A 19733-nucleotide genomic window follows, 5' to 3' on the forward strand; every position below is an offset into this window, starting at 1 on the left:
AGGCTTTGATATTTATCTTTCAGACTTTCCGTCTTCCCGACTTCAAAAACTACTCAAAATACTCCTTCATCCGTTCGAAGAAGCTTTTCTCGTTCTTGCCCGGGTTGGGTTTAAAGTTGGGGGAGCCCTGTAGTTTCTCCAGCATTTCGCGCTCTTCGCGGCTGAGGGCCTTTGGTGTCCAGATGTTTACGTGGATGAGCTGGTCGCCACGGTGGTATGAGTTTACCTCGGGTACGCCTTTGCCTTTCAGGCGCAATATTTTGCCGCCTTGTGTGCCCGGCTCCAGTTTTATCTTGGCCTTGCCGTCAATAGTGGGTACTTCTATGCTGGTGCCGATTGCCGCATCTACAAAGTTTACGTGCAAATCGTATATCACGTTATTGCCATCGCGTTTAAGGGTTTCGTGCGGTACTTCTTCAATCAGTATGATGAGGTCGCCGGGCATGCCACCACGTGGGGCCGCATTGCCTTTACCGGCCATACTTAGCTGCATGCCTTCGCTTACGCCGGCAGGTACGTTTATGGTGATGGTCTCTTCGCCGCGAACTACGCCGTCGCCATGGCAAACGGTACATTTAGAAGTGATGGTAGAGCCTTCGCCGTTACAGGTTGGGCAGGTGCTGGTGGTTTGCATCTGGCCCAGTATGGTGTTGGTAACCCGGCGAACCGAGCCCTGGCCACCGCAGGTTTTACAGGTGCTGAAGGATGATTTATCCTTAGCGCCACTGCCATCGCAGGTTTTGCAAAGCACCTGTTTGTTTACTTTTATCTTCTTTTCGGCACCGTTGGCAATTTCTTCTAAGGTTAAACGCACCTTAATGCGCAGGTTGCTGCCACGGGCCACACGGCGGCCACCGCCACCCTGCCTGCCACCGCCGCCACCAAAGAAACCTTCGAACGGACTGCCGCCGCCGAATATATCGCCAAACTGGCTGAATATGTCGTCCATATTCATGCTGCCGCCGCCGTAACCACCACCATTTGGCGATGATGCGTTGGCCGCGTGGCCAAATTGATCATACCGCTGGCGTTTCTCGGCATTGCTGAGTACTTCGTAAGCCTCGGCAGCTTCCTTGAATTTTTCTTCGGCCGCTTTATCACCCTCGTTTTTATCCGGGTGGTATTTAATAGCCATTTTACGATATGCCTTCTTTATCTCGTCGGCATTTGAACCTTTGGTTACCCCAAGCACATCGTAATAATCTCTCTTAGCCATCTGTTAAATTAGTGAATTTTGAATGAGCGAATTAGTGAATAAGACGCTCTATATATTGTATTTATTTTTGAATCAGTAAGATAGCGAATTAATAGCAAAAAATTAAATCAGTTATTCACTAATTCAATCCTTCACCCATTCATTAATTAGCCTTAAGCGCCAACGATAACCTTGGCGAAACGCACTACGCGCTCGTTCAGTTCGTAGCCTTTTTCCATCTCATCCACTACTTTGCCTTTCAGGTCGTCTGTTGGGGCCGGGATGCTGGTGATGGCTTCGTGAATATCAGCATTGAATTCAGCACCGATAGATTGCATTTCTTTCAGGCCTTTTTGGGCCAGGATATTCTTCAGCTTGTTCTGTATCAAAATAACCCCTTCGCGTACCGGGGCCACTTCGGTAGCTTTTTCGGTTGCGCGCAATGCACGTTCGAAATCGTCTAACACGGGCAATAAAGCAACAATCAGTTCCTTGCCTTCGGTCTTGCGGGCTTCCTCACGTTCTTTTATAGTACGGCGGCGGAAGTTATCGAACTCGGCATAAAGGCGGAGGTATTTGTCGTTTGCCTGCGAAAGCTCTTCTTTTAATTTATCTTCTGCCGAAACAACGGCTTCGGTAGTCTCTGCCGATTGAGCTTGCTCCTGCTCGTCGGCCGGGTTATTTTCGTTTGCTATTTCCACGGTATTCTCGGGTGTTTCAGAATTTTCCTTCTTTTTTTTCTTCAACATGTCGTTAAAATTCATGAATAGTGCTAATCAAGTATCTTGCCACCGGCTTAAAGCCGACAGCATGTCAGAATGATTTTAATTTTTCGTAAAAAGTGACAGCTTTTGAGTGGCAGTAGTTAGTGGCAGTGGCAGTTTTGAGTAGCAGCTGCCGTTTTGAATATCAGTTGCAGTTTTAAGTGGCAGTTGCGGTCATCAGTAGCAGGGCTATGATGGCAACAACGCAGGTAGTAGTAGCAAACAGTTTTCTAAAAAAGGCTGCTAATCCCTACTGCTACCGCCACTGCAACTGCTACTTAATACTCCTACTCCCTCTACCCTATCTGCACGTCCTCCAGCACCTTGCCGTTTTCGCATTTGATGATGCGCGATGGGAACGTGCGGATGATGTGGTAATCGTGCGTGGCAATTACCACGGCGGTACCCATCTGGCTGATCTGTTTCAGCAGCAGTACAATTTCTTCGGAGGTATCCGGGTCGAGGTTGCCGGTTGGCTCATCGGCCAGTATAATTTCGGGGTTATTGAGCAAGGCACGGGCAATTACCACGCGTTGCTGCTCGCCACCCGAAAGCTCGTGCGGCATTTTCTTTAGTTTAGAGCGGAGGCCTACTTTCTCCAGCACATCCAGGATACGGTCAGAGATACCTTGCTTGTCTTTCCACCCCGTAGCGCGCATTACAAATTGCAGGTTCTGCTCTACCGACCTATCCGTTAGCAACTGAAAATCCTGGAAAACGATGCCCAGCTTGCGGCGCAGGTAAGGGATATCTTTACCGGCCAGTTTGCTAAGTTCGTAACCGCAGGCGTGGCCGGTACCGCTGGCGATGCTCAGGTCGCCGTAAATTATCTTCAGCAGGCTGCTCTTGCCCGAACCCGTCTGCCCTATCAGCCACACGAAGTCGCCCTTATCAATATGCAGGTTAACGTTAGATAGCACCAGGTGCTTCTGCTGAAAAATATCAATGTTATTCAGTTTTATAATAGAGTTGCCTATCATCTTTTATAGCTCTAATTTTAATATTTTACCAAAAGGGAGGTCATTTACAATGCCCATGATGTAATCTTGCCTGTCGCCCAATCCTATCTTATCCAGCGATTTATCGGGCCTATCCACCCTAAAATAAGCCAGAAGCGTAAACTTATCGTCGCGCAGTTGCACGTAGTCGGGTATCTTGGCAACGCCTTTTACTTTTATAATGTACATCCGTTAGTTCATAGGTGATGGTTGATGGCTCATAGTAACTCCCTGCTCCTTCCATGAACCATTATCCATGAACTATGAACCCCTACTACCCCAAAGGTATTGTTATTTTACAGCTTCGTCAAGAATTCCATCGTATCTACGTTATCGGCGTAATCCCATAATTGCGGGTGCTGGCTCTGGCCGAAGCCTACCACCTGGTTTTGGGTTTGCAGCGGCGCGGTGCTTACAATGCATTGCAGTTGTGCGCTCTGCTCCTGCAGCAGCGTTTGTGCCGATTGCAAGTCGCTATAGGTATCGTAAAACAGCACGGCCAGCGGCGATACCAGACGTTCGTCCTGCTTCAGCAGCAGGAAGCCGTTGTCGAGGTGCTCGTCGCGGTTTACCAGGTAGATGGATTTATTGTAATCGTAATTATTGTTGTATTTATGGTGGTTGATGATGGGGTTGAAATCTTCTATCGCCTCAAAAAATGGAACGAAATTATACCCCTCGGGCACCAGCACTTTAGATACATTGCGGCAGCCCAGGCCGTAGTAATCGAAAATATCATGGCCCAGCGCATGCAGTTCTTCGGTACTTTCGTTGCCGGTAAGCAGGGCTATGCTGTTGCGGTTCTTGCGGATGATATTGGGCACCTTGCCGAAATAATACTCAAAATAGCGCGAGGTATTGTTACTGCCCGTGGCTATAATAGCATCAAAATCCACCAGTCGTTCTACAAAGCTGAACCTATCGGCATAACTGCCATCTATCTCTACCAGCAGGCCCAATACATATTTTATCAGCCGCGCATCTTGCGATGATGCTTTGATGAGCGCCGTATTGCCGCTTGCCAAAACGCAGAGCACATCGTGGAAACCCACCAGCGGGATGTTGCCCGCCAGTACCAGGCCTATCTTTTTATTATTTGCTTCGCCAAGGGTGTAGGCACCCAGCCATTGGGCTAAATCGTTGCTCTTCAGCATCCGGCCGTTAGCCTTTACGGCCTGCAACACGCTTTCGGGCGTAAACCAGGCGTTGTGCTGCCGCTCGGTTTCTATCACCTCCATCAATGCCTCATCGGGCGCGGCAAGGCGTTTGCCCAATGCCGAAAACGTATCTACTATAGAATTTATCGCTAATTTTGACATATATATGTTAAGGGCTTAAACCCTTAAAGTGTTTTTTTGTTATATTTGCGGTGCCTTCGCAATGCGGGGGCAAAGTTAATTGAGAATATAAGAATATTTTAATGATATGGCGATTATAATCACCGATGAATGCATAAACTGCGGAGCCTGCGAACCTGAGTGCCCGAATAATGCTATTTATGACGCTGGTGCCGCCTGGCGTTTTTCTGACGGCACGGACTTGAAAGGAATTATCGATTTTGGCGATGGCAACACCCTGAATGCTGAAGAAGCGCAGGCTGCCCTGAGCGACGATATTTATTACATTGTACCCGATAAGTGTACCGAATGCGTTGGTTTCCACGACGAGCCGCAATGCGCCGCCGTTTGCCCCGTTGATTGCTGCGTAGATGACGAAGACGTGCGCGAAACCGAAGAAGAGCTGCACGCCAAAAAAGATTGGCTGCATGCTAACGGATAAACGTTACCTACCTGATATTGAAAGAGGCTGTTCCTGTTGGGGCAGCCTCTTTTGCTTTCTAACGTCTAGACGGCCAACTTTAAATGACTTGTTCTTTAATCAAAATTGCGTTGATTAGTTTTGAAAATTCGGCAATTATAGCATTGTCGCATTCAATTGCCTTTTCTAAAATCAAGACTGTATCCATTTTCCTCAACCTTAAAATTTTCATCCCTAATGCTAAAAGAAATTCCATTAGTGCTTCTCCATGTTCAGTGTTATGCTTATCAAGCATGCTCTCTATTAGCGTTTTAATTTGTGTACTAGAGTCAACATCCAAATCATAAGCAAAATACTCTGGCTTTGCGGCTCTTAATAGGCAAGCCTGAATAATCCCATCGTTGAATCTTTGGAAATTATCAGCCGATAATAAGTTGCGTACATATGTCGATTGTCTTAATGAACCTTCATCTGTAATCTCTTTATTTTCGAGAAAGTTAATTATACTGTTGATCGAAAAATAAACTTCAGATTGAAAAATATCTTCCTCCTCGTAGTCAAATTTCCAAAACGCAAAGTTTTTTCTCAAATACAATCTATCACCTTTGTGCGAGGTCAGAAAGACGTCATCAGTTAAACCTATCGTTTGTTTATTGTTACGCAGTATTACTAATCTTTCCTTGATGTACCCATATAAGGGATTTTCTTCATCAACCTCCGGGATTATATATGTTTCGAGAAATTGTTTTTCTCTCTGCCATGTCGTGTTATATTTATCTAACGAACAAAAAATTGTTTCAACGGCAACAAAGGGCCGTTCATCGCTTTTTACTTTCCCCTTTATTAAATTGTTTTTTAAATCATTTTGGTATCCTTCATTACTAGTACCTAATACTCCAATAAAATATATAAGACTCAGTTTATTAAATGGACGCATTAGTTTGCTTAGTTGTAGGAGGTTCTTCCCTGTCACTATACAAGAAGCTATTATAACGGCACTGCCATCTATATTAGTCAGTTTACCGGAAAGATAATCATCAAGTTTTAATAATGATGGTTCAACCTTCCACTGTATCTTAGATACTACTATGTTGGCTAATTTTTTTGAACTTTCGTCAGGTAAGTATATTATGTACTTGGTATTGGCAGGTATAAACTTGTTAATTAATTGCTCGAGTTTACCTTTAAAAACATCAGTTCCATATATTCGAGATGTATCGATATAAGTTTCGTAGTTTACTTCAGAGTCGCCTTTTGTTTCCTTATAAAATGCACGAATTATCGCTTCATTCGGTGAAGTGCTTTTATTTATTCGGTAGTCATTGACAAATTCATTAAGAAAGTTTGGGACATGTTTAGATGTTGAACTCAATAAAACCTTTGAGATCTTAGGCTTAACGGTTAAAAAAACATCCCCTTTAATCTGTATTGGATACGAGTGATTTTTGCAAAGTTGGCAAGCAAGTTCATTAGGATAAGTTTCAAATTGCTCAACACCCGAACTAAAGGATTCACTTTTCGTGAGATTACACAAGATATTCGATTCATTGTCACGAAATCTTTTTTCCGGTCCCAAGTAATAAATCAAGAGGATTTGATTTTTAGTTGCTAGACGATCTGTAAATAAGCGATCAATGATATTTCCAGATGTGGAGGAGGATATCAGAATAAAGTCATCTGAACCAAAAGGAATTTTCCTTGATTCGAAAACCTCATATGACTTGAAGCTTTCAATTGCAGGAAATGAATATTTGTCTCCAAATCTTCTTTTTAGCTCAAACAATGCAAAAGGAAGAACATTTATAGATGATGTATCGCAATAAATGGTCTTCTGTTCTTTAAAAAAAGGGAGTAGTTGAAGAGCAATAAAAAACAACTCGGAGCTATGTACAAGAACGTTACCAGTTCTTATGAATTTTGAACAATGCTTTTTAGATGGAAATACAAAATGATGGTCAATTGACGACTCAACAAGACCTCCATTTTTTTTAAATATCTCGGTGTTCCCATGTCTGTATATATTTTTAAGAAAGCTTTCGTGCTCCTTAACCAACCTTTTGGGAAAAGCTTTAGCACTTCCATCCTTTTCATAAGTATAAACGAAATAATGATTTTCAAAGTACTCTTTCGATCTACCCGGCAACCTTTTGAACGTCGTTACTTTATCCTCTATGAACCAACTTCTATTTTCCGCTGAAAGATAATAAGGGAGTAGCACAACAACATAATCAGATGCCGTATTTTGTTCGAAAAATATTTTAATTTCATCTGCGATATATTCTTGGTTGTCTAAAATTTCTTGATTAGAAAATACGACAGTAATAGTTTTTGTTCCCTGAAAATGATTGGCATCGGCATATTGGAAAATAAATAATTTATTATTCATAATGCAAGAAATCGAGAGGGTAAAGGATTGAAATTAATGTTCCTTCGGCTAATTCATTAGATGTGAAGGTTTTATCAGAATTTGTTACCCAATCAAATAGTTTTATCTCTGAATGGCTTTTATGTTCAACATATTTGTTGTTCTTCATATCCCTAAAAACATCAGCTTTCCCTGTTTTAATTCTGACGAAGCCCTTCCCGTCAATTATTTTCAACATTCTGTCTAATCCATAACCTTTATTGTTTTTATTTAATTCAGTAGATGATGTATTATGAATGTATAGGCATTGCTTTATTACTTCTACTTGTTTATCAATCGATAATTCATGATCTCGTTTTCCAGTATACCTTTTTACTAATCCAGGTCCACTATCTAATACAGATAATTCGATGAGATATAGTTGGTTTTGCTGGTTTACTTTAAATTCAGAATTGAAAAAATTTAACAATCCAGGAAAGTCTTTATATATATCTAAATATTTGGCGATAGTCGTTCTGTGAAATTTTATGTAAAGCGCTCGTATATTAGGGTATAAATTGTATCCGTTTTCGTCGGTAGTGGCATGTTCATTAGTATTTGAAAAAAGTTCATGAATGATTCCATAAAAGGATGTTAATTCTTTTTTTATGGATTCTTTAAACACAAGTTTATTAATGTGATTAGCCAGTTTTTCAAACGCAGGGTGCAAAGTAAAATCCATATTCGCTTCACTCATCAAGCGATTGTTCATGTCATAGAAAACTCGTGACTTTCCTCGCTTGCTTAAATCGTGGTCAAAACAAAATACAGGTATGGAATCTTTTTCTTTGGTTTCAAAAAAATCCATTTGTTTATAATACTCTTGGCTAGGAATTTTAAGTTTAGCTCTGATGTTATCTCCTAGAAGGTTTTTGATTTCCTTTTCCCAAGACATAACAACGATAGGATAAACATATTCGTTTTTTAGATACTCAATCGCTTCCTCATCAGAATTTACAGGCAAAATCAAATTGCCAGACATTGGCTGTCTAATCCAAGTACTCACAAATTGAATTAAAGAAAATAAAAGGCCAAAATTTTTGCTTTTAAGTTCTTTAGGTAACTGGACATCTACTACTCCTCCCTTTACATCCTTATTTAGTTGCGTGTAAAGAGCATTTATTTGAGGAAGTGTTATAGTTGATTTTATTTCAATCATTAGGAACTAAATCTAAATAGACTTTTTTCGATTATTTTTATAAAACTAATTAAAATATTTTGCGGTTGACGCTCCCTGAAAATTATCATATCAAGTTTAAGCCGACCCGCCCAATCAGGCTTGGACGCCTGACTGTAAACCTCCGCGGGTGTCCACACTGACACACTCACCATAACCAACAAAGCCTCTCCCCTCCCGCCCTTTGCCATGAACCCTTCTCCCCACAACCCCACCTGGAATTTCCTGGAAAATCACAGCTAAAACAGGCGCAATTATTGGAAAAAACTGGACAAGATTTTGCAGCCCAGCCACGGGGCGTTTAACCAAAAACGGCCATTCCATGCAAATTTCATTCTTTTTATCCCTGCACAGAAAAATCCATAAGAAAGCGTAAAAACACCGAAAAATCTCCGAAAAACGAAGATTTTTAACGGTATTTTAGCTAATTAAAGCAAGTGGCAGAGGCAACATAACGGCATGTGTGTTTCTCCCGGGCGGGCTCAATTTCCCGGTTTTTTTCAGACATTTCTATAAATTAAAACCGGACAAAACACTACCCCTATCAACCACGCAAACCGTATTGTGAAAATGCGCAGTTGGCAGGCCCGTACCGGCTTAAGAAGCGGGCGATCTTTCCGAATAAGAATTGTTTTGGGGAGGGGTGCCCGTACCCGGTGCCAGGTATTTATGGGTAATGATATCTGATTGACTGGTAATCCGCCTGATAATATCATCAAGCTCCTGCGAGGATATTTCTAAGTACTTGAGTATCTCTGCCTGCTCCATATCATCCGCAGGATGGGTCAGCATCGTCGTCAGCCCCATGATTCGGGCCAGCGGGGCCCGCACCAAATGCGATTGCATCCACGATATCTCCCTGAATATTTTATTTTGATGCTCAATTGCTTCCACGTAAGATTTCCGCGTGGTTATATCGCGCCCGCATATACAGGCGCCTTTTATGGTATCGCCCTCGTAAACCGGCGTTATTGTGTAGCGTATCCAGGTCAGTTCTTCGTCTGCGGCTTCGTACTTTCTGTCGTATTCAACTATTTCGCCTGCGTACACTTTTTTAATTAATTCCTGAAACCCTTTAAGCCTCGGTGCCTCAACATAATCAAAAATACTTTTCCCAATTTCAAATTCCTCTGGCGCTGTGCCCAGCTTGATGTAGTTTTTTGCCTTCGAGTTGAATTGCTTTATGCAATAGAAAGAGTTTAGCAATACAAAGCCATCGTTGGTACTGTTAAAAATAGCCCTCAAATTCGATTCTGATTCCTTTATTTTTAAAGTGGCGTTTAACGCTTCAACTTCGCTATTCAATTGCTCGGTTATGTCGGCAGCCAGTACCAATCTAACTTTTTTACCCTCGAGCAAGAAAAAATTGCTTTGTATATTAACAAATATTGCTTCCCCGCTTTTTTTAACGTGCTGTGCGTTGCCGGCATAAAATTCGCCCGATAATTGGTTGTTTTTTACCAGTTCCTCTAACTCTAGCGAGTTTGCGGCAGGGCGTATGTCCTTAATGGTCATTTTCAAAAATTCATCTTTCGAATAGCCATAATGTCTTACGGTAGCTTCGTTTACATCCAAAAATGCGAATGTTTGGGTATCAAACAGCCACATGGGCAAGGGGCTAAGGTTAAACATGCTTTTGTACCGTTCCTGCAGTACATCCTTATTAGCAAGGGTTGTTTCTAAGCTCCTGAAAATATGGTGTATCATCATAACCAGCACAATGCTTAGGAAGGTAAGGTTAGAGCTGAAGGCGATCCATTTCCCGGCGGTGTACTCCTGGTTAAGTGCGCTTTCGAAAAAATGAATCTGGATATTTAAGGCGTAAAACAGGAGTAATGCCGTATTGGCTGCCACACTCCAATAGGCATATTTAACTTGAAATATTAAAGCCGACAGGATGGTGATAGCGAATAAATAAAATACGCCGGGCCCGAAATAGCCCAGTGTATCGATAAGAAACACCGCAAGGAAATAAAACACGCTTATTATGCTCAATTTGCGTAACCGCAGTGGTAAGCGGTTTGCAAATGTTACAATAGCAATAATCAGTACACATGTAATATCAACAATGGCAATGTTGATATAGCCATTAATTAGCGACATGTAGATGCCCGGAATAGCAGCTATAAAACAAAAAGGAAGGCAATACAATAAAAAACCAAAAAAAAGCTGATTTTTCCAATAAATAAGCGGGCTTTTGGCGGTTGCGTATGATAGGGCCTGCCGGCCTTTAATTGTCTTTTTGTATTTGCGTAGCCAGTCGTTCATTAAGTGTCCGGGGGTTGCAGGGAGTTTACTTTTACGTAAATAATTAATTAAGGTTGAGCATTATAAAAATTCAACAACTAATCGACGGCCAGTCTTGATCCATATTGCCGTGAATAGCGGTGTTCCGATATTTGCAATATACCTAAACTATATCAAAGCAATTACGTAAAAGTTTTTACAAGCCATCAAAAGTGCTTAGCCTCTAAATTATAAATTATGAATAAACCGAATACCACTGTGTTGGTGATAGATGACGAAGAGTTGGTGCGCGATAATATTGAAGATATTTTGGTGCCCCACTATAACGATGAAGACCAGGAGAGCATAAATCTTGCGGTAAACATCCTTTTTGACACGCCCAAGCCTTTATTGGCAAGCCGCACAGCAAGCATGCCCCAGTTTACGGTAGATAAGGCATCGAATGGAATGGACGGTGCAGCGCTTGTAAAAAAAGCAGTTGAAAACGGCACGCCATACGCGGTGATATTTTTAGATATGCGTATGCCCGGCTGGAGCGGCTTAGAAACGGCGTTGGAAATACGCAAGTACGACATGAAGGCTGAGATTATTTTTATTACTGCGTACAGCGACCGATCGATAGAAGAAATTGTTGAACAGGCTGGCCAAAACGTGGGGTACCATTGTAAGCCTTATGCCCCCGAAGAAATTATACAACTGGCAACAAAAGCGGTTACCGATTATAATAAGTTACGAAACCTTGAACAGCTTATCGAATCGATATCATCGATAGGCTTAAATAAACTGCAACTTACTTCGCTGTTAAAAAATATTCTTGATCAATTGGCTGGTTCGCTGGATACAGACCTTGCGCTTATTGGTAAACTCGACGATGATTTTGCCTACGAAAAAATCATTTCGATAGGCGCGCTTGAAGAGAAGATAAACCTAAAGGAACTGATTGACCGCGTAAAAAGCATACAAATAGAAAAGGATGAAGTAATACAAGTAGATGAACTGGTTTTGGCCCGGTTGGATACCTATTCGGTATTTGCTTTGCTGAAAAAAAACGAGCGGCTAAAAACCGAAAAAATGTACATGTTAAAGCTTTTTGTACAGAATGCTGCGCAGGCTATCCGGAATGCCGAGCTTAACGAAAAGCTAATACAAAAAGAGAAGCTCTCTGCGGTGGGCCAGGTTATCGCTATGGTTATGCACGATTTGCGTACGCCTATAAAAAACATCAGGCTGATGACAGATATGATGCGCGAGGACGGCGTGGAAAGCGAGTTGATAGCTTTAATAGATAAATCGGCGGAGCAGGCCTCGCTGATATTTGATGATTTCCTTGATTTTATCAACAACACCCCGGTAAAGAAAATCCCCGTTAATTTAAATAAAATATCGTGGGAGGCTGTTAAGCTGGCCGAAGCCCATAACGGCATTGCCGGCAAAGTAATTAATGTGGATGTGCCGGATGACTTATTTGTAAATGGCGATGAAAGCAAACTGCGCCGTACGCTAAGCAATTTGGTAAATAACGCGATAGATGCGCTGCACGACTATAAGACACCGAACCCTACCATTAACATAAGCGCAGGCATACAGTATGGTAATGTAGAATTACGCGTAGCAGATAACGGGCCCGGCATACCTGATGAGATAGCGGCCACCCTGTTCGACCCATTTGTAACCAGGCAAAAAGCCGGCGGTACGGGCCTGGGGCTTGCCATTGTGAAGCAATACATAACCGCCCATGGCGGGAGTATAAAAGTACAAAATAACGGAGGCGCTGTGTTTGTAATCAGCCTGCCACTTTAGTAGTATTTATAAGGTTATTACAGCATGGATAATTTTGAACTAATTGGCGACAGGCTGCAAACAACTGCACCCCCTTCATCTGAAACTATAGACGAGCTTACCAAAACGATTGAAACCTACCGCGAACTTATTGCGGCATCAAATACCGGGGCATGGGAGTATTACACCGAAACGGGGTTCTTAAACTGTAATGAAGTTTATTTTTCTCTATTGGGGAGAAGTTTAAATGATTTCGATAATAGCGGGAGCGGAAACTTAAAAGAATTATGGATAGACCTTATCCATCCCGAAGACCGTGATAAAGCTACCGCAAACTTCCAAAGCTACCTCCGGGGTGAAGACCATACACCTTACGAAAGCTTTTTTAGAATGGCGCATGCCGACGGAAGTTGGGTGTGGATATGGTCGAGAGGGCGGTTTGTGGCAGATAAACATAACCATAAAAGCAACAGGGTAATAGGCACGCATACTGATGTAACTGCAGCTAAAAAAGCAGAGGAAGGCATGCGGCTGGAAAAAATATTACTGCGTACACTGATTGATAAGTTGCCCGATACCATTTATATAAAAGATGCCGATGGCCGTAAAATTATTGCCAATGTAGCAGATGTAATTGCCATAGGGGCAACATGTGAAGCCGATGTAATAGGAAAAACCGACCTCGAGCTTTTTAATAACGATATAGGGCTGCGGGGTTACCAGGATGATATGCAGGTGCTGCAGAACGGCGTGGCCATAATGGATAAGGAGGAGTTCTTTTTTGATAAAGGCGGCATCAAACGTTGGCTGCTTACGTCGAAAGTACCCGTACGCAACGAACTTGGGCAAGTGGAACGACTATTGGGTATAGGGCATAATATAACCCAACGCAAGCAGGATGAAGAAGCCTTAAACAAGCTTAATGATGAACTAAACCTGCAATCGGAAGAGCTGCGTAAGCAGGCGGCCGACCTTAAAGAGGCCAACACACAGCTGCTGGCCCAAAAGGAACACGAACTGGAAAAAGCAATAGCCCAGGGCAAGTTTGAAATTGCATCGGAAGTACTGCACGATATTGGTAACGCTTTGGTTGGTTTTGGCTCGTACCTCAACCGCATTAATCGGGTTATGGACCGTTATAATGTAGATAACACCAAAAACCTGGCATTATTTATCAGCAACCAGCGGCCCATGTTCGAGGCGGCTATAGGCCCCGACAAAGCAAAGGCCCTGGTATCATTAACAGAGAGCATTTACAAATCTCAAACAGAAAGCAAGGGCGAAATAACCGGCTCAGTTACCGAGCTGGTAAACATTCTGGCGCATATACAGGATATCTTAAGCATACAACGGCAGTTTGTACGCGGGCACGAAGGCTCGCAGGAAAGAAAGGCGGTTAACATGGTGAGTATATTAGAAGATTGCAAGGCCATGCTCTTAGCCTCTATAGAAAAAAAAGGCATCAGGTTAAAGCTGAGCATTGCACCAGGAGAATACATTATCAAAGGCGACCACACCAAACTAATGCAGGTAATTTTAAATATCCTTAAAAACAGCATCGAGGCTATCGACTTTGAGAAAGTGCAAAAAACAATTGAGGTTTACTTATCTACCACAGACAAAGGGTTTGAATTAAAAGTAGCCGATAATGGCAAAGGCTTCGATGCCGAAACCGCCAAAAAGTTCTTTAAAAGAGGCTTTACCACCAAAGCGAGTGGTACAGGCCTCGGTTTATACAATTGCAAATCTATCATAGATAGCCATGGCGGCTCGTTTACAATAACCAGCGACGGCGAGGGCCTCGGCGCTACAACAACTATTAATTTTGTTATTTAATTTAAAGGTCTCCTAAACCTGGCAAGCCGTCTTCGTAATCTTTGCCTGCACTGCTGTCGAAGGAGGCGTAAGGGTTGGTGCGTACCTTGTTGTATTCTACCGCCCAGGCAGGTGTCCACGCATGGTTGGGCGGGGTCGCCAACAGCCCTAATGCTTTCAATAGCAACAAATAAATTCATTAACTTCCTTCCTGTAATAACTTTGAAAGCGTAATTTGGTGGTTAGAAATAATTTAGCAACCTAAAAAAAACCTATACGTATACCAACTTTATTATAACCATAGCTTACGAACCCCTTTTTTTTGAGACTCTTGTAATCATCGCTATATGTGCGCACGCATTATTACTGCAAAAATAATTTTGCTGTTTTTATTATTAATAAATCCCTTTTACTCGTTTTCGCAGAACGAGAGCTTGAAATTTGAGCATATCACCACCGAACAGGGGCTTAGCCAAATTAACGTTAACTGTATAATACAGGGAAGCCGGAGTTTTATATGGGTAGGTACGCGCAACGGCTTAAACCGGTACGACGGTTACAAATTCCTCACTTTCCGTAATGATGCTAAGGACGAAAATTCCATTAGCAACAATATGATCAACGACCTGGCCGAAGACCAGAACGGCAACATATGGCTGGCCACGCAAAACGGGCTAAATATGTATAGCCGCCGCACCAGCACCTTTGTTAGGTTTATGCATAACGACAAGGATATTAATTCCCTATCCAGCAACGTTACTAGCCGCCTCATAGTTGACAACGAAGGTAACTTATGGATAGCTACCCAAAACGGCGGCCTTGACCACTACGATATAAAAAAAAGGAAGTTTACGCATCATTTATACTCCCGGTACAATCCGGCCAGTTTAAATGATAACAATCCCCGTACCGTTTACCAGGATTCGCAGCATGCTATATGGGTGGGCACAGCAAAAGGCGGCATAAGCCTGTACAATGCAAAAACCAACTCCTTTACAAGGCAAAGCAACGTTTCGGCAAAAAACGTAACCTGTATTTTTGAAGATAAACACAAACGTTTGTGGATAGGTACGCAGGAGGAAGGCTTGTTTGTATTAGATAGCAACAGAAATTTGTTGGCGCATTATCTGCATAACGATAAAGTGCAAAACTCTATTTCCAGCAATGCCATATACAGTTTAAATAACGATGATGATGGTAATTTATGGGTAGGTACCGAAAATGGCGGACTATGCATTTTAAACAATAAAACCAATCAGTTTAACACCTATACGCATGATGAGGTTGACAACAACAGCATCAACGGCAATTCAATATACGGTATCTGCAAAGACCGTAGCGGCAATATGTGGGTTGGCGCTTTTGGCGGAGGCATAAATCTGTACAAAAAATCAACATCGCTTTTTGGGCTATACCGCCACAACTCATCGCCGCAAAGCCTATCGAACAACTTTGTGCTGGATATTACCGAAGACCGGAACAAAAATATATGGATAGGCACCGACGGTGGGGGCATAAACCGTTTTAACCCGGCTACCGGCATATTCACCAGCTACAAAAAACAGCTGCCCGGTAAAAATGGCATTTCGGGAAACTACGTTCTGGTTATAAAACAACACAGCGACGGCAATATTTGGGTGGGGCATTGGGGCGACGGGCTCAGTATTTTAAACCCTGCCACCGGGCTGTTTAAAACTTTTAAAAGAGACTCTTTAAAGCCAAATGGCATTGGCGGCAACAATGTTTACTACCTTTTACACACCCGCGATAAAAACACCTGGCTAAGCATGTTTAACGACGGGCTGGACATGTACAACCACACCACCGGTATTTTTAAGCATTACAAATACAATATTAATAAACCCAACGGCATAAGCAGCGACAGGATATACTCCCTATGCGAAGACAGGCGGGGTAACTTATGGATAGGTACATCTGATGCAGGGCTGGAACTCTTAAACCGCAATAACGATACGTTTACGCATTTTCGACACGATGAAAAGAAGAACAGCATTAGCAATAATGGCGTAACCGAGGTATTTGAAGACAGTAAAGGGCGCCTGTGGTTGGGTACGTTATCGGGGCTGAATTTGTACGATGCGGATAAAAACAGGTTCACTTCTTTTTTTAAAAAAGATGGGTTGCCAAGCGATATCATTTACGCCATAAGAGAGGATAATGCTGGTATTTTATGGATAAGCACCAACGGCGGCATTACCCGGTTCGATCCCGAAAAAAGGTCTTTTACAAATTATTCTACCGAAGATGGCGTGCAAGGCGACGATTTTAAACCGCACTCGGCCTTAAAAAGCTCTGATGGCAGGTTATACTTTGGCGGCATTAACGGTTTTAATGTTTTTTATCCCGCAAAGGCAATCAAATCAAAAATTGTTGCCCCTATTAAAATCACCAGCTTTTCTATATTCAATAAACCTTTACAAATAGCCAGGGGCGATACGGATTTATCGCCCTTAAAGCAAACCATCAGCGATACCCGGCACCTCCGGCTATCCTACAAACAATCTGTAATTTCATTTGAGTTTGCATCGTTAGATTACTCCTCGGCCGATAAAAAACAATATGCTTACATGTTGGAAGGTTTTGATAAGGAATGGAACTATGTAGGCAGCAAAAACGAGGCTAACTACACCAATTTGCCGCCCAACGTGTACAACGTTAAAATAAAGTATAAAAACAATGCGGGGGTTTGGTCGCCCGTTGCCTCGCCGCTGCAAATAGAGATAGTACCTCCGTTTTGGCTCACCTGGTGGTTTGAAACCCTGGCAATTATGTTTGTAATATTGGGTATATACGGGCTTATCAAATTCCGTATTAAAACCATAAAAAAACAAAAGCTGGTTTTAGAGCAGCAGGTAAAGGAACGTACCGAAAGCCTGGCCAAATTAACTATAGAAGAGCGCAACTCGCGCGAGGCAGCAGAAAAGGCAAGGGAAGAGGCAGAAATGGCCAAAGAACAGGCCGAGAACGCCAATAAAGCCAAAAGTATTTTCCTGGCCACCATGAGCCACGAAATACGAACCCCGATGAATGGTGTAATAGGCATGGCAACGCTGCTATCCAACACCCAACTGACGCCGGAACAGGATGAGTATACCGAAACCATAAAAAGCTGCGGTGATGCTTTGCTGAAAGTGATAAACGATATACTGGATTTCACGAAGATAGAAACCGGGCTGATGGAACTGGAGGAGAACGACTTTGATTTGAGGGAATGTATAGAAAACGTGCTTGATATTTTTACCGAGAAAGCCTCCCGTACAAATTTAGACCTCGTTTACCAGATAGCGCCAACTGTACCCTCCCGAGTAATTGGCGATTCGCTGCGCCTTGGGCAGGTGCTTATCAATTTGATTGGCAACGCTATAAAATTCACTACGCGCGGCGAAATATTTACCGAGGTGAAATCCGTCAGCGACGAAAACGGCGAGCTTACCCTGGCATTTTCTATCAGGGATACCGGCATTGGCATACCCAACGATAAGCTGGGCAGGCTGTTTAAAGCCTTTTCGCAGGTAGACTCCAGCACCACCCGGAAATACGGGGGCACCGGGCTTGGGCTGGCCATTAGCGAAAAACTCATCAATCTGATGGGCGGAGACATTAGCGTGGAAAGTGTTGAAGGGCTAGGCACAACTTTTATGTTTACTATTAAAGTAAAACCGGGCGTTAAAGCTGAGCGCACTTATGTAAATTTAAATTCAGAAAAACTAAAAAACAAAACCATACTGGTTGTTGATGATAACGCCACTAACCTAAGCATTTTGGATACCCAGCTTAGGCAGTGGGACTTCGCCCCTGTGCTGGCAAACTCGGCGGCAAATGCCTTGGAACTGATCAGCTCGGGCGCAAAGTTCGACATGGCTATTACGGATATGAATATGCCGGAGATGGACGGCATAGAACTGGCAAAGCAAATCCGTAAAAGGGATACCGTAATCCCGCTAATCCTGCTAAGCTCTATCGGCAGCGAGCAGCTCAAAAACGTTACACACCTGTTTAACACGGTGCTTACCAAACCCGCCAAACATCATATGCTTTATAAGCACATTGTTGATCAGTTGAAGGATGTTGAAGTAGCGCCGCAAACCGTTCAGCCGGCTATCATCAACCAGTTCTCAAAAGATATGGCCGAGCGGTACCCGATGGATATTTTAATAGCCGAAGATAACTTCGTAAACCAAAAGGTGATATCGCACATTCTGAAAAAAATGGGCTATAACCCAGATGTATCGGCAAACGGGCACGAGGTGCTTGAGGCCGTGGCTAAGCGCAATTACGACCTCATCCTGATGGACATCCAAATGCCCGAGATGGACGGGCTGGAAGCCACGCGCTTTATCCGCGAGCATTTAGAGGTGCAGCCCGTTATAGTGGCCCTCACCGCCAACGCCATGACCGAGGACCGCGATATTTGCATAGCCGCCGGAATGAACGACTACCTAAGCAAGCCCATGAAACTGAACGAGATCATCACTGTGCTAGAAAAATGGAGCAAAGGGATTAATCAGGAAAGTAATTCGGGGGGAGCCTGATCCCAACGTAATTACTGCGAGCGAAGCGTGGCAAATTCACCCAACTTCATGGCGAGCGATAGCGCGGCAATCCTCGGGATTCAGGTCCGATAAACAGGTCCGCCAGGGTAGAGTCGATAAGCAAGTCCGCTCTGCCTGCCGATGGTTGCCACGCTTCGCTCGCAATGACGAGGTGGTTAATCTCCACTGCCCAGTCAGACGTCCACGCCTGACTGTAAACCTTTGTCAGCGTCCACGCTGACGGGCTAATCGATAACCTTTGCGAGCGAAGCGCCGCAAATTCACCCAACGTCGTTGCGAGCGATAGCGCGGCAATCCTCGGGATTCAGGTCCGAAAAACAGGTCCGTCAGGCAGAGTCGTTGAACAAGTCCGCTCTGCCTGCCGATGGTTGCCACGCTTCGCTCGCAATGACGAGTTGGTTAATCTGTTTAAGCCCCTACCCATTCCGAATATTTCGTTTCTTCCTTTACATCGGTTGGGCTTTCAAACTCAATACGGTAACCATCGGGATCTTTTAAGGCTACTACCCATAGGCCATTGCCTACAAAGGGTTCCTGTACGGTGAGGCCTGCTGTGGTAAACTCACGGTACAGGGCCAGCGCGTCGGCGCATTGGTAACTGATGGTTAGGCCACCGCCGAGCGGACCGCGTTGCTCTTCATTGCGTGTGCGCGGCGGCTGCAACATTACCGATACGGCATCGCGCTCCAGCCAGCACCATTCTATCTTTTCGCGGGGTGTCCAATGGTTAGTCATTTTAAAGCCGAGCCCTTCCGTATAAAAACGAAGGGACGCTTCCATATCCGTAACCATAAAAAATGGTACGGCCAGTTTAATATTGGGCGGGGCTGTTTCCATATTCCCGTTATCATTTTTAGGCACTAGGAGCAAACGCCGGGTAAAGCGCTGGGAGTTATGATGTTAAATATCGGAAAAATATTTATACATCAAATATCCTATGGGATGGAAGCTGAAGAACATTTGCATACAGGCGTGGCTACCAGGACGGGCAGGGGAGAAAAATTACTTCCATCGGCATAAGG

General features: G+C 43.4%; 14 protein-coding genes. 4 read left to right on the forward strand and 10 right to left on the reverse strand.

The genetic code is table 11. From position 1 onward, the window contains the following. Positions 1-49 precede the first annotated feature (49 nt). From dnaJ to AC1DYT_RS10475, 5 genes are all read right to left on the reverse strand, one after another. Positions 50-1216, reverse strand: a complete 1167-nt coding sequence (gene dnaJ / locus AC1DYT_RS10455; RefSeq protein ID WP_477462184.1) for a molecular chaperone DnaJ — start codon at positions 1214-1216, stop codon at positions 50-52. A 152-nt stretch (positions 1217-1368) separates the two neighbouring features. Beyond that, positions 1369-1944, reverse strand: a complete 576-nt coding sequence (locus tag AC1DYT_RS10460) for a nucleotide exchange factor GrpE (RefSeq protein WP_477469557.1) — start codon at positions 1942-1944, stop codon at positions 1369-1371. Positions 1945-2255: 311 nt separating this feature from the next. Beyond that, positions 2256-2939 carry a cell division ATP-binding protein FtsE gene (locus tag AC1DYT_RS10465; RefSeq protein ID WP_477469558.1) on the reverse strand — a complete coding sequence of 228 codons (684 nt, stop codon included), beginning with the start codon at positions 2937-2939 and terminating at the stop codon, positions 2256-2258. Positions 2940-2942: 3 nt separating this feature from the next. Continuing rightward, positions 2943-3146, reverse strand: a complete 204-nt coding sequence (locus AC1DYT_RS10470; RefSeq protein WP_128531486.1) for a fructose-6-phosphate aldolase — start codon at positions 3144-3146, stop codon at positions 2943-2945. Between the two features lie 107 nt (positions 3147-3253). Continuing rightward, positions 3254-4276 (reverse strand): acyl-CoA reductase, encoded by a 1023-nt coding sequence (locus AC1DYT_RS10475; protein WP_477469559.1) that lies wholly within the window; start codon positions 4274-4276, stop codon positions 3254-3256. Positions 4277-4382: 106 nt separating this feature from the next. Between AC1DYT_RS10475 and AC1DYT_RS10480 the strand changes: the two genes are divergently transcribed. Then, positions 4383-4736, forward strand: coding sequence for a 4Fe-4S binding protein (locus AC1DYT_RS10480; RefSeq protein ID WP_128531484.1), 354 nt, complete (start codon positions 4383-4385; stop codon positions 4734-4736). A 79-nt stretch (positions 4737-4815) separates the two neighbouring features. Here AC1DYT_RS10480 and AC1DYT_RS10485 read toward each other — a convergent pair whose 3' ends face one another. The 3 genes from AC1DYT_RS10485 to AC1DYT_RS10495 form a co-directional block, all read right to left on the reverse strand. Next, complete coding sequence (locus AC1DYT_RS10485) at positions 4816-7101, reverse strand: hypothetical protein (RefSeq protein WP_477469560.1); 2286 nt, start codon at positions 7099-7101, stop codon at positions 4816-4818. Beyond that, on the reverse strand, positions 7094-8278 hold the full coding sequence (locus AC1DYT_RS10490) for a hypothetical protein (protein WP_477469561.1): 1185 nt from the start codon (positions 8276-8278) through the stop codon (positions 7094-7096). Before AC1DYT_RS10490 ends, AC1DYT_RS10485 begins: the two co-directional genes overlap by 8 nt. Before the next feature lie 615 nt (positions 8279-8893). Next, entirely contained in the window at positions 8894-10564 is a 1671-nt protein-coding gene (locus tag AC1DYT_RS10495) for a PAS domain-containing protein (protein WP_477469562.1), read from the reverse strand. 216 nt (positions 10565-10780) lie between these two features. On the opposite strand from AC1DYT_RS10495, the gene AC1DYT_RS10500 reads away from it, so the two are divergent. Together AC1DYT_RS10500 and AC1DYT_RS10505 are read left to right on the forward strand one after the other, a co-directional pair. Further along, positions 10781-12343 (forward strand): ATP-binding protein, encoded by a 1563-nt coding sequence (locus tag AC1DYT_RS10500; RefSeq protein ID WP_477469563.1) that lies wholly within the window; start codon positions 10781-10783, stop codon positions 12341-12343. Between the two features lie 24 nt (positions 12344-12367). Beyond that, positions 12368-14158 (forward strand): PAS domain-containing protein, encoded by a 1791-nt coding sequence (locus AC1DYT_RS10505; protein ID WP_477469564.1) that lies wholly within the window; start codon positions 12368-12370, stop codon positions 14156-14158. A 1-nt stretch (position 14159) separates the two neighbouring features. Here the strand turns inward: AC1DYT_RS10505 and AC1DYT_RS10510 are convergent, their stop codons facing one another. Then, positions 14160-14318, reverse strand: a complete 159-nt coding sequence (locus tag AC1DYT_RS10510; protein WP_477469565.1) for a hypothetical protein — start codon at positions 14316-14318, stop codon at positions 14160-14162. Between the two features lie 166 nt (positions 14319-14484). Here AC1DYT_RS10510 and AC1DYT_RS10515 point away from each other — a divergent pair, with 166 nt between their 5' ends. Beyond that, on the forward strand, positions 14485-18690 hold the full coding sequence (locus AC1DYT_RS10515; protein ID WP_477469566.1) for a hybrid sensor histidine kinase/response regulator: 4206 nt from the start codon (positions 14485-14487) through the stop codon (positions 18688-18690). 429 nt (positions 18691-19119) lie between these two features. Here AC1DYT_RS10515 and AC1DYT_RS10520 read toward each other — a convergent pair whose 3' ends face one another. Then, complete coding sequence (locus AC1DYT_RS10520) at positions 19120-19548, reverse strand: VOC family protein (RefSeq protein WP_477469567.1); 429 nt, start codon at positions 19546-19548, stop codon at positions 19120-19122. Between the last annotated feature and the right edge of the window lie 185 nt (positions 19549-19733).

This window comes from Mucilaginibacter sp. P1_D10, assembly GCF_056406215.1.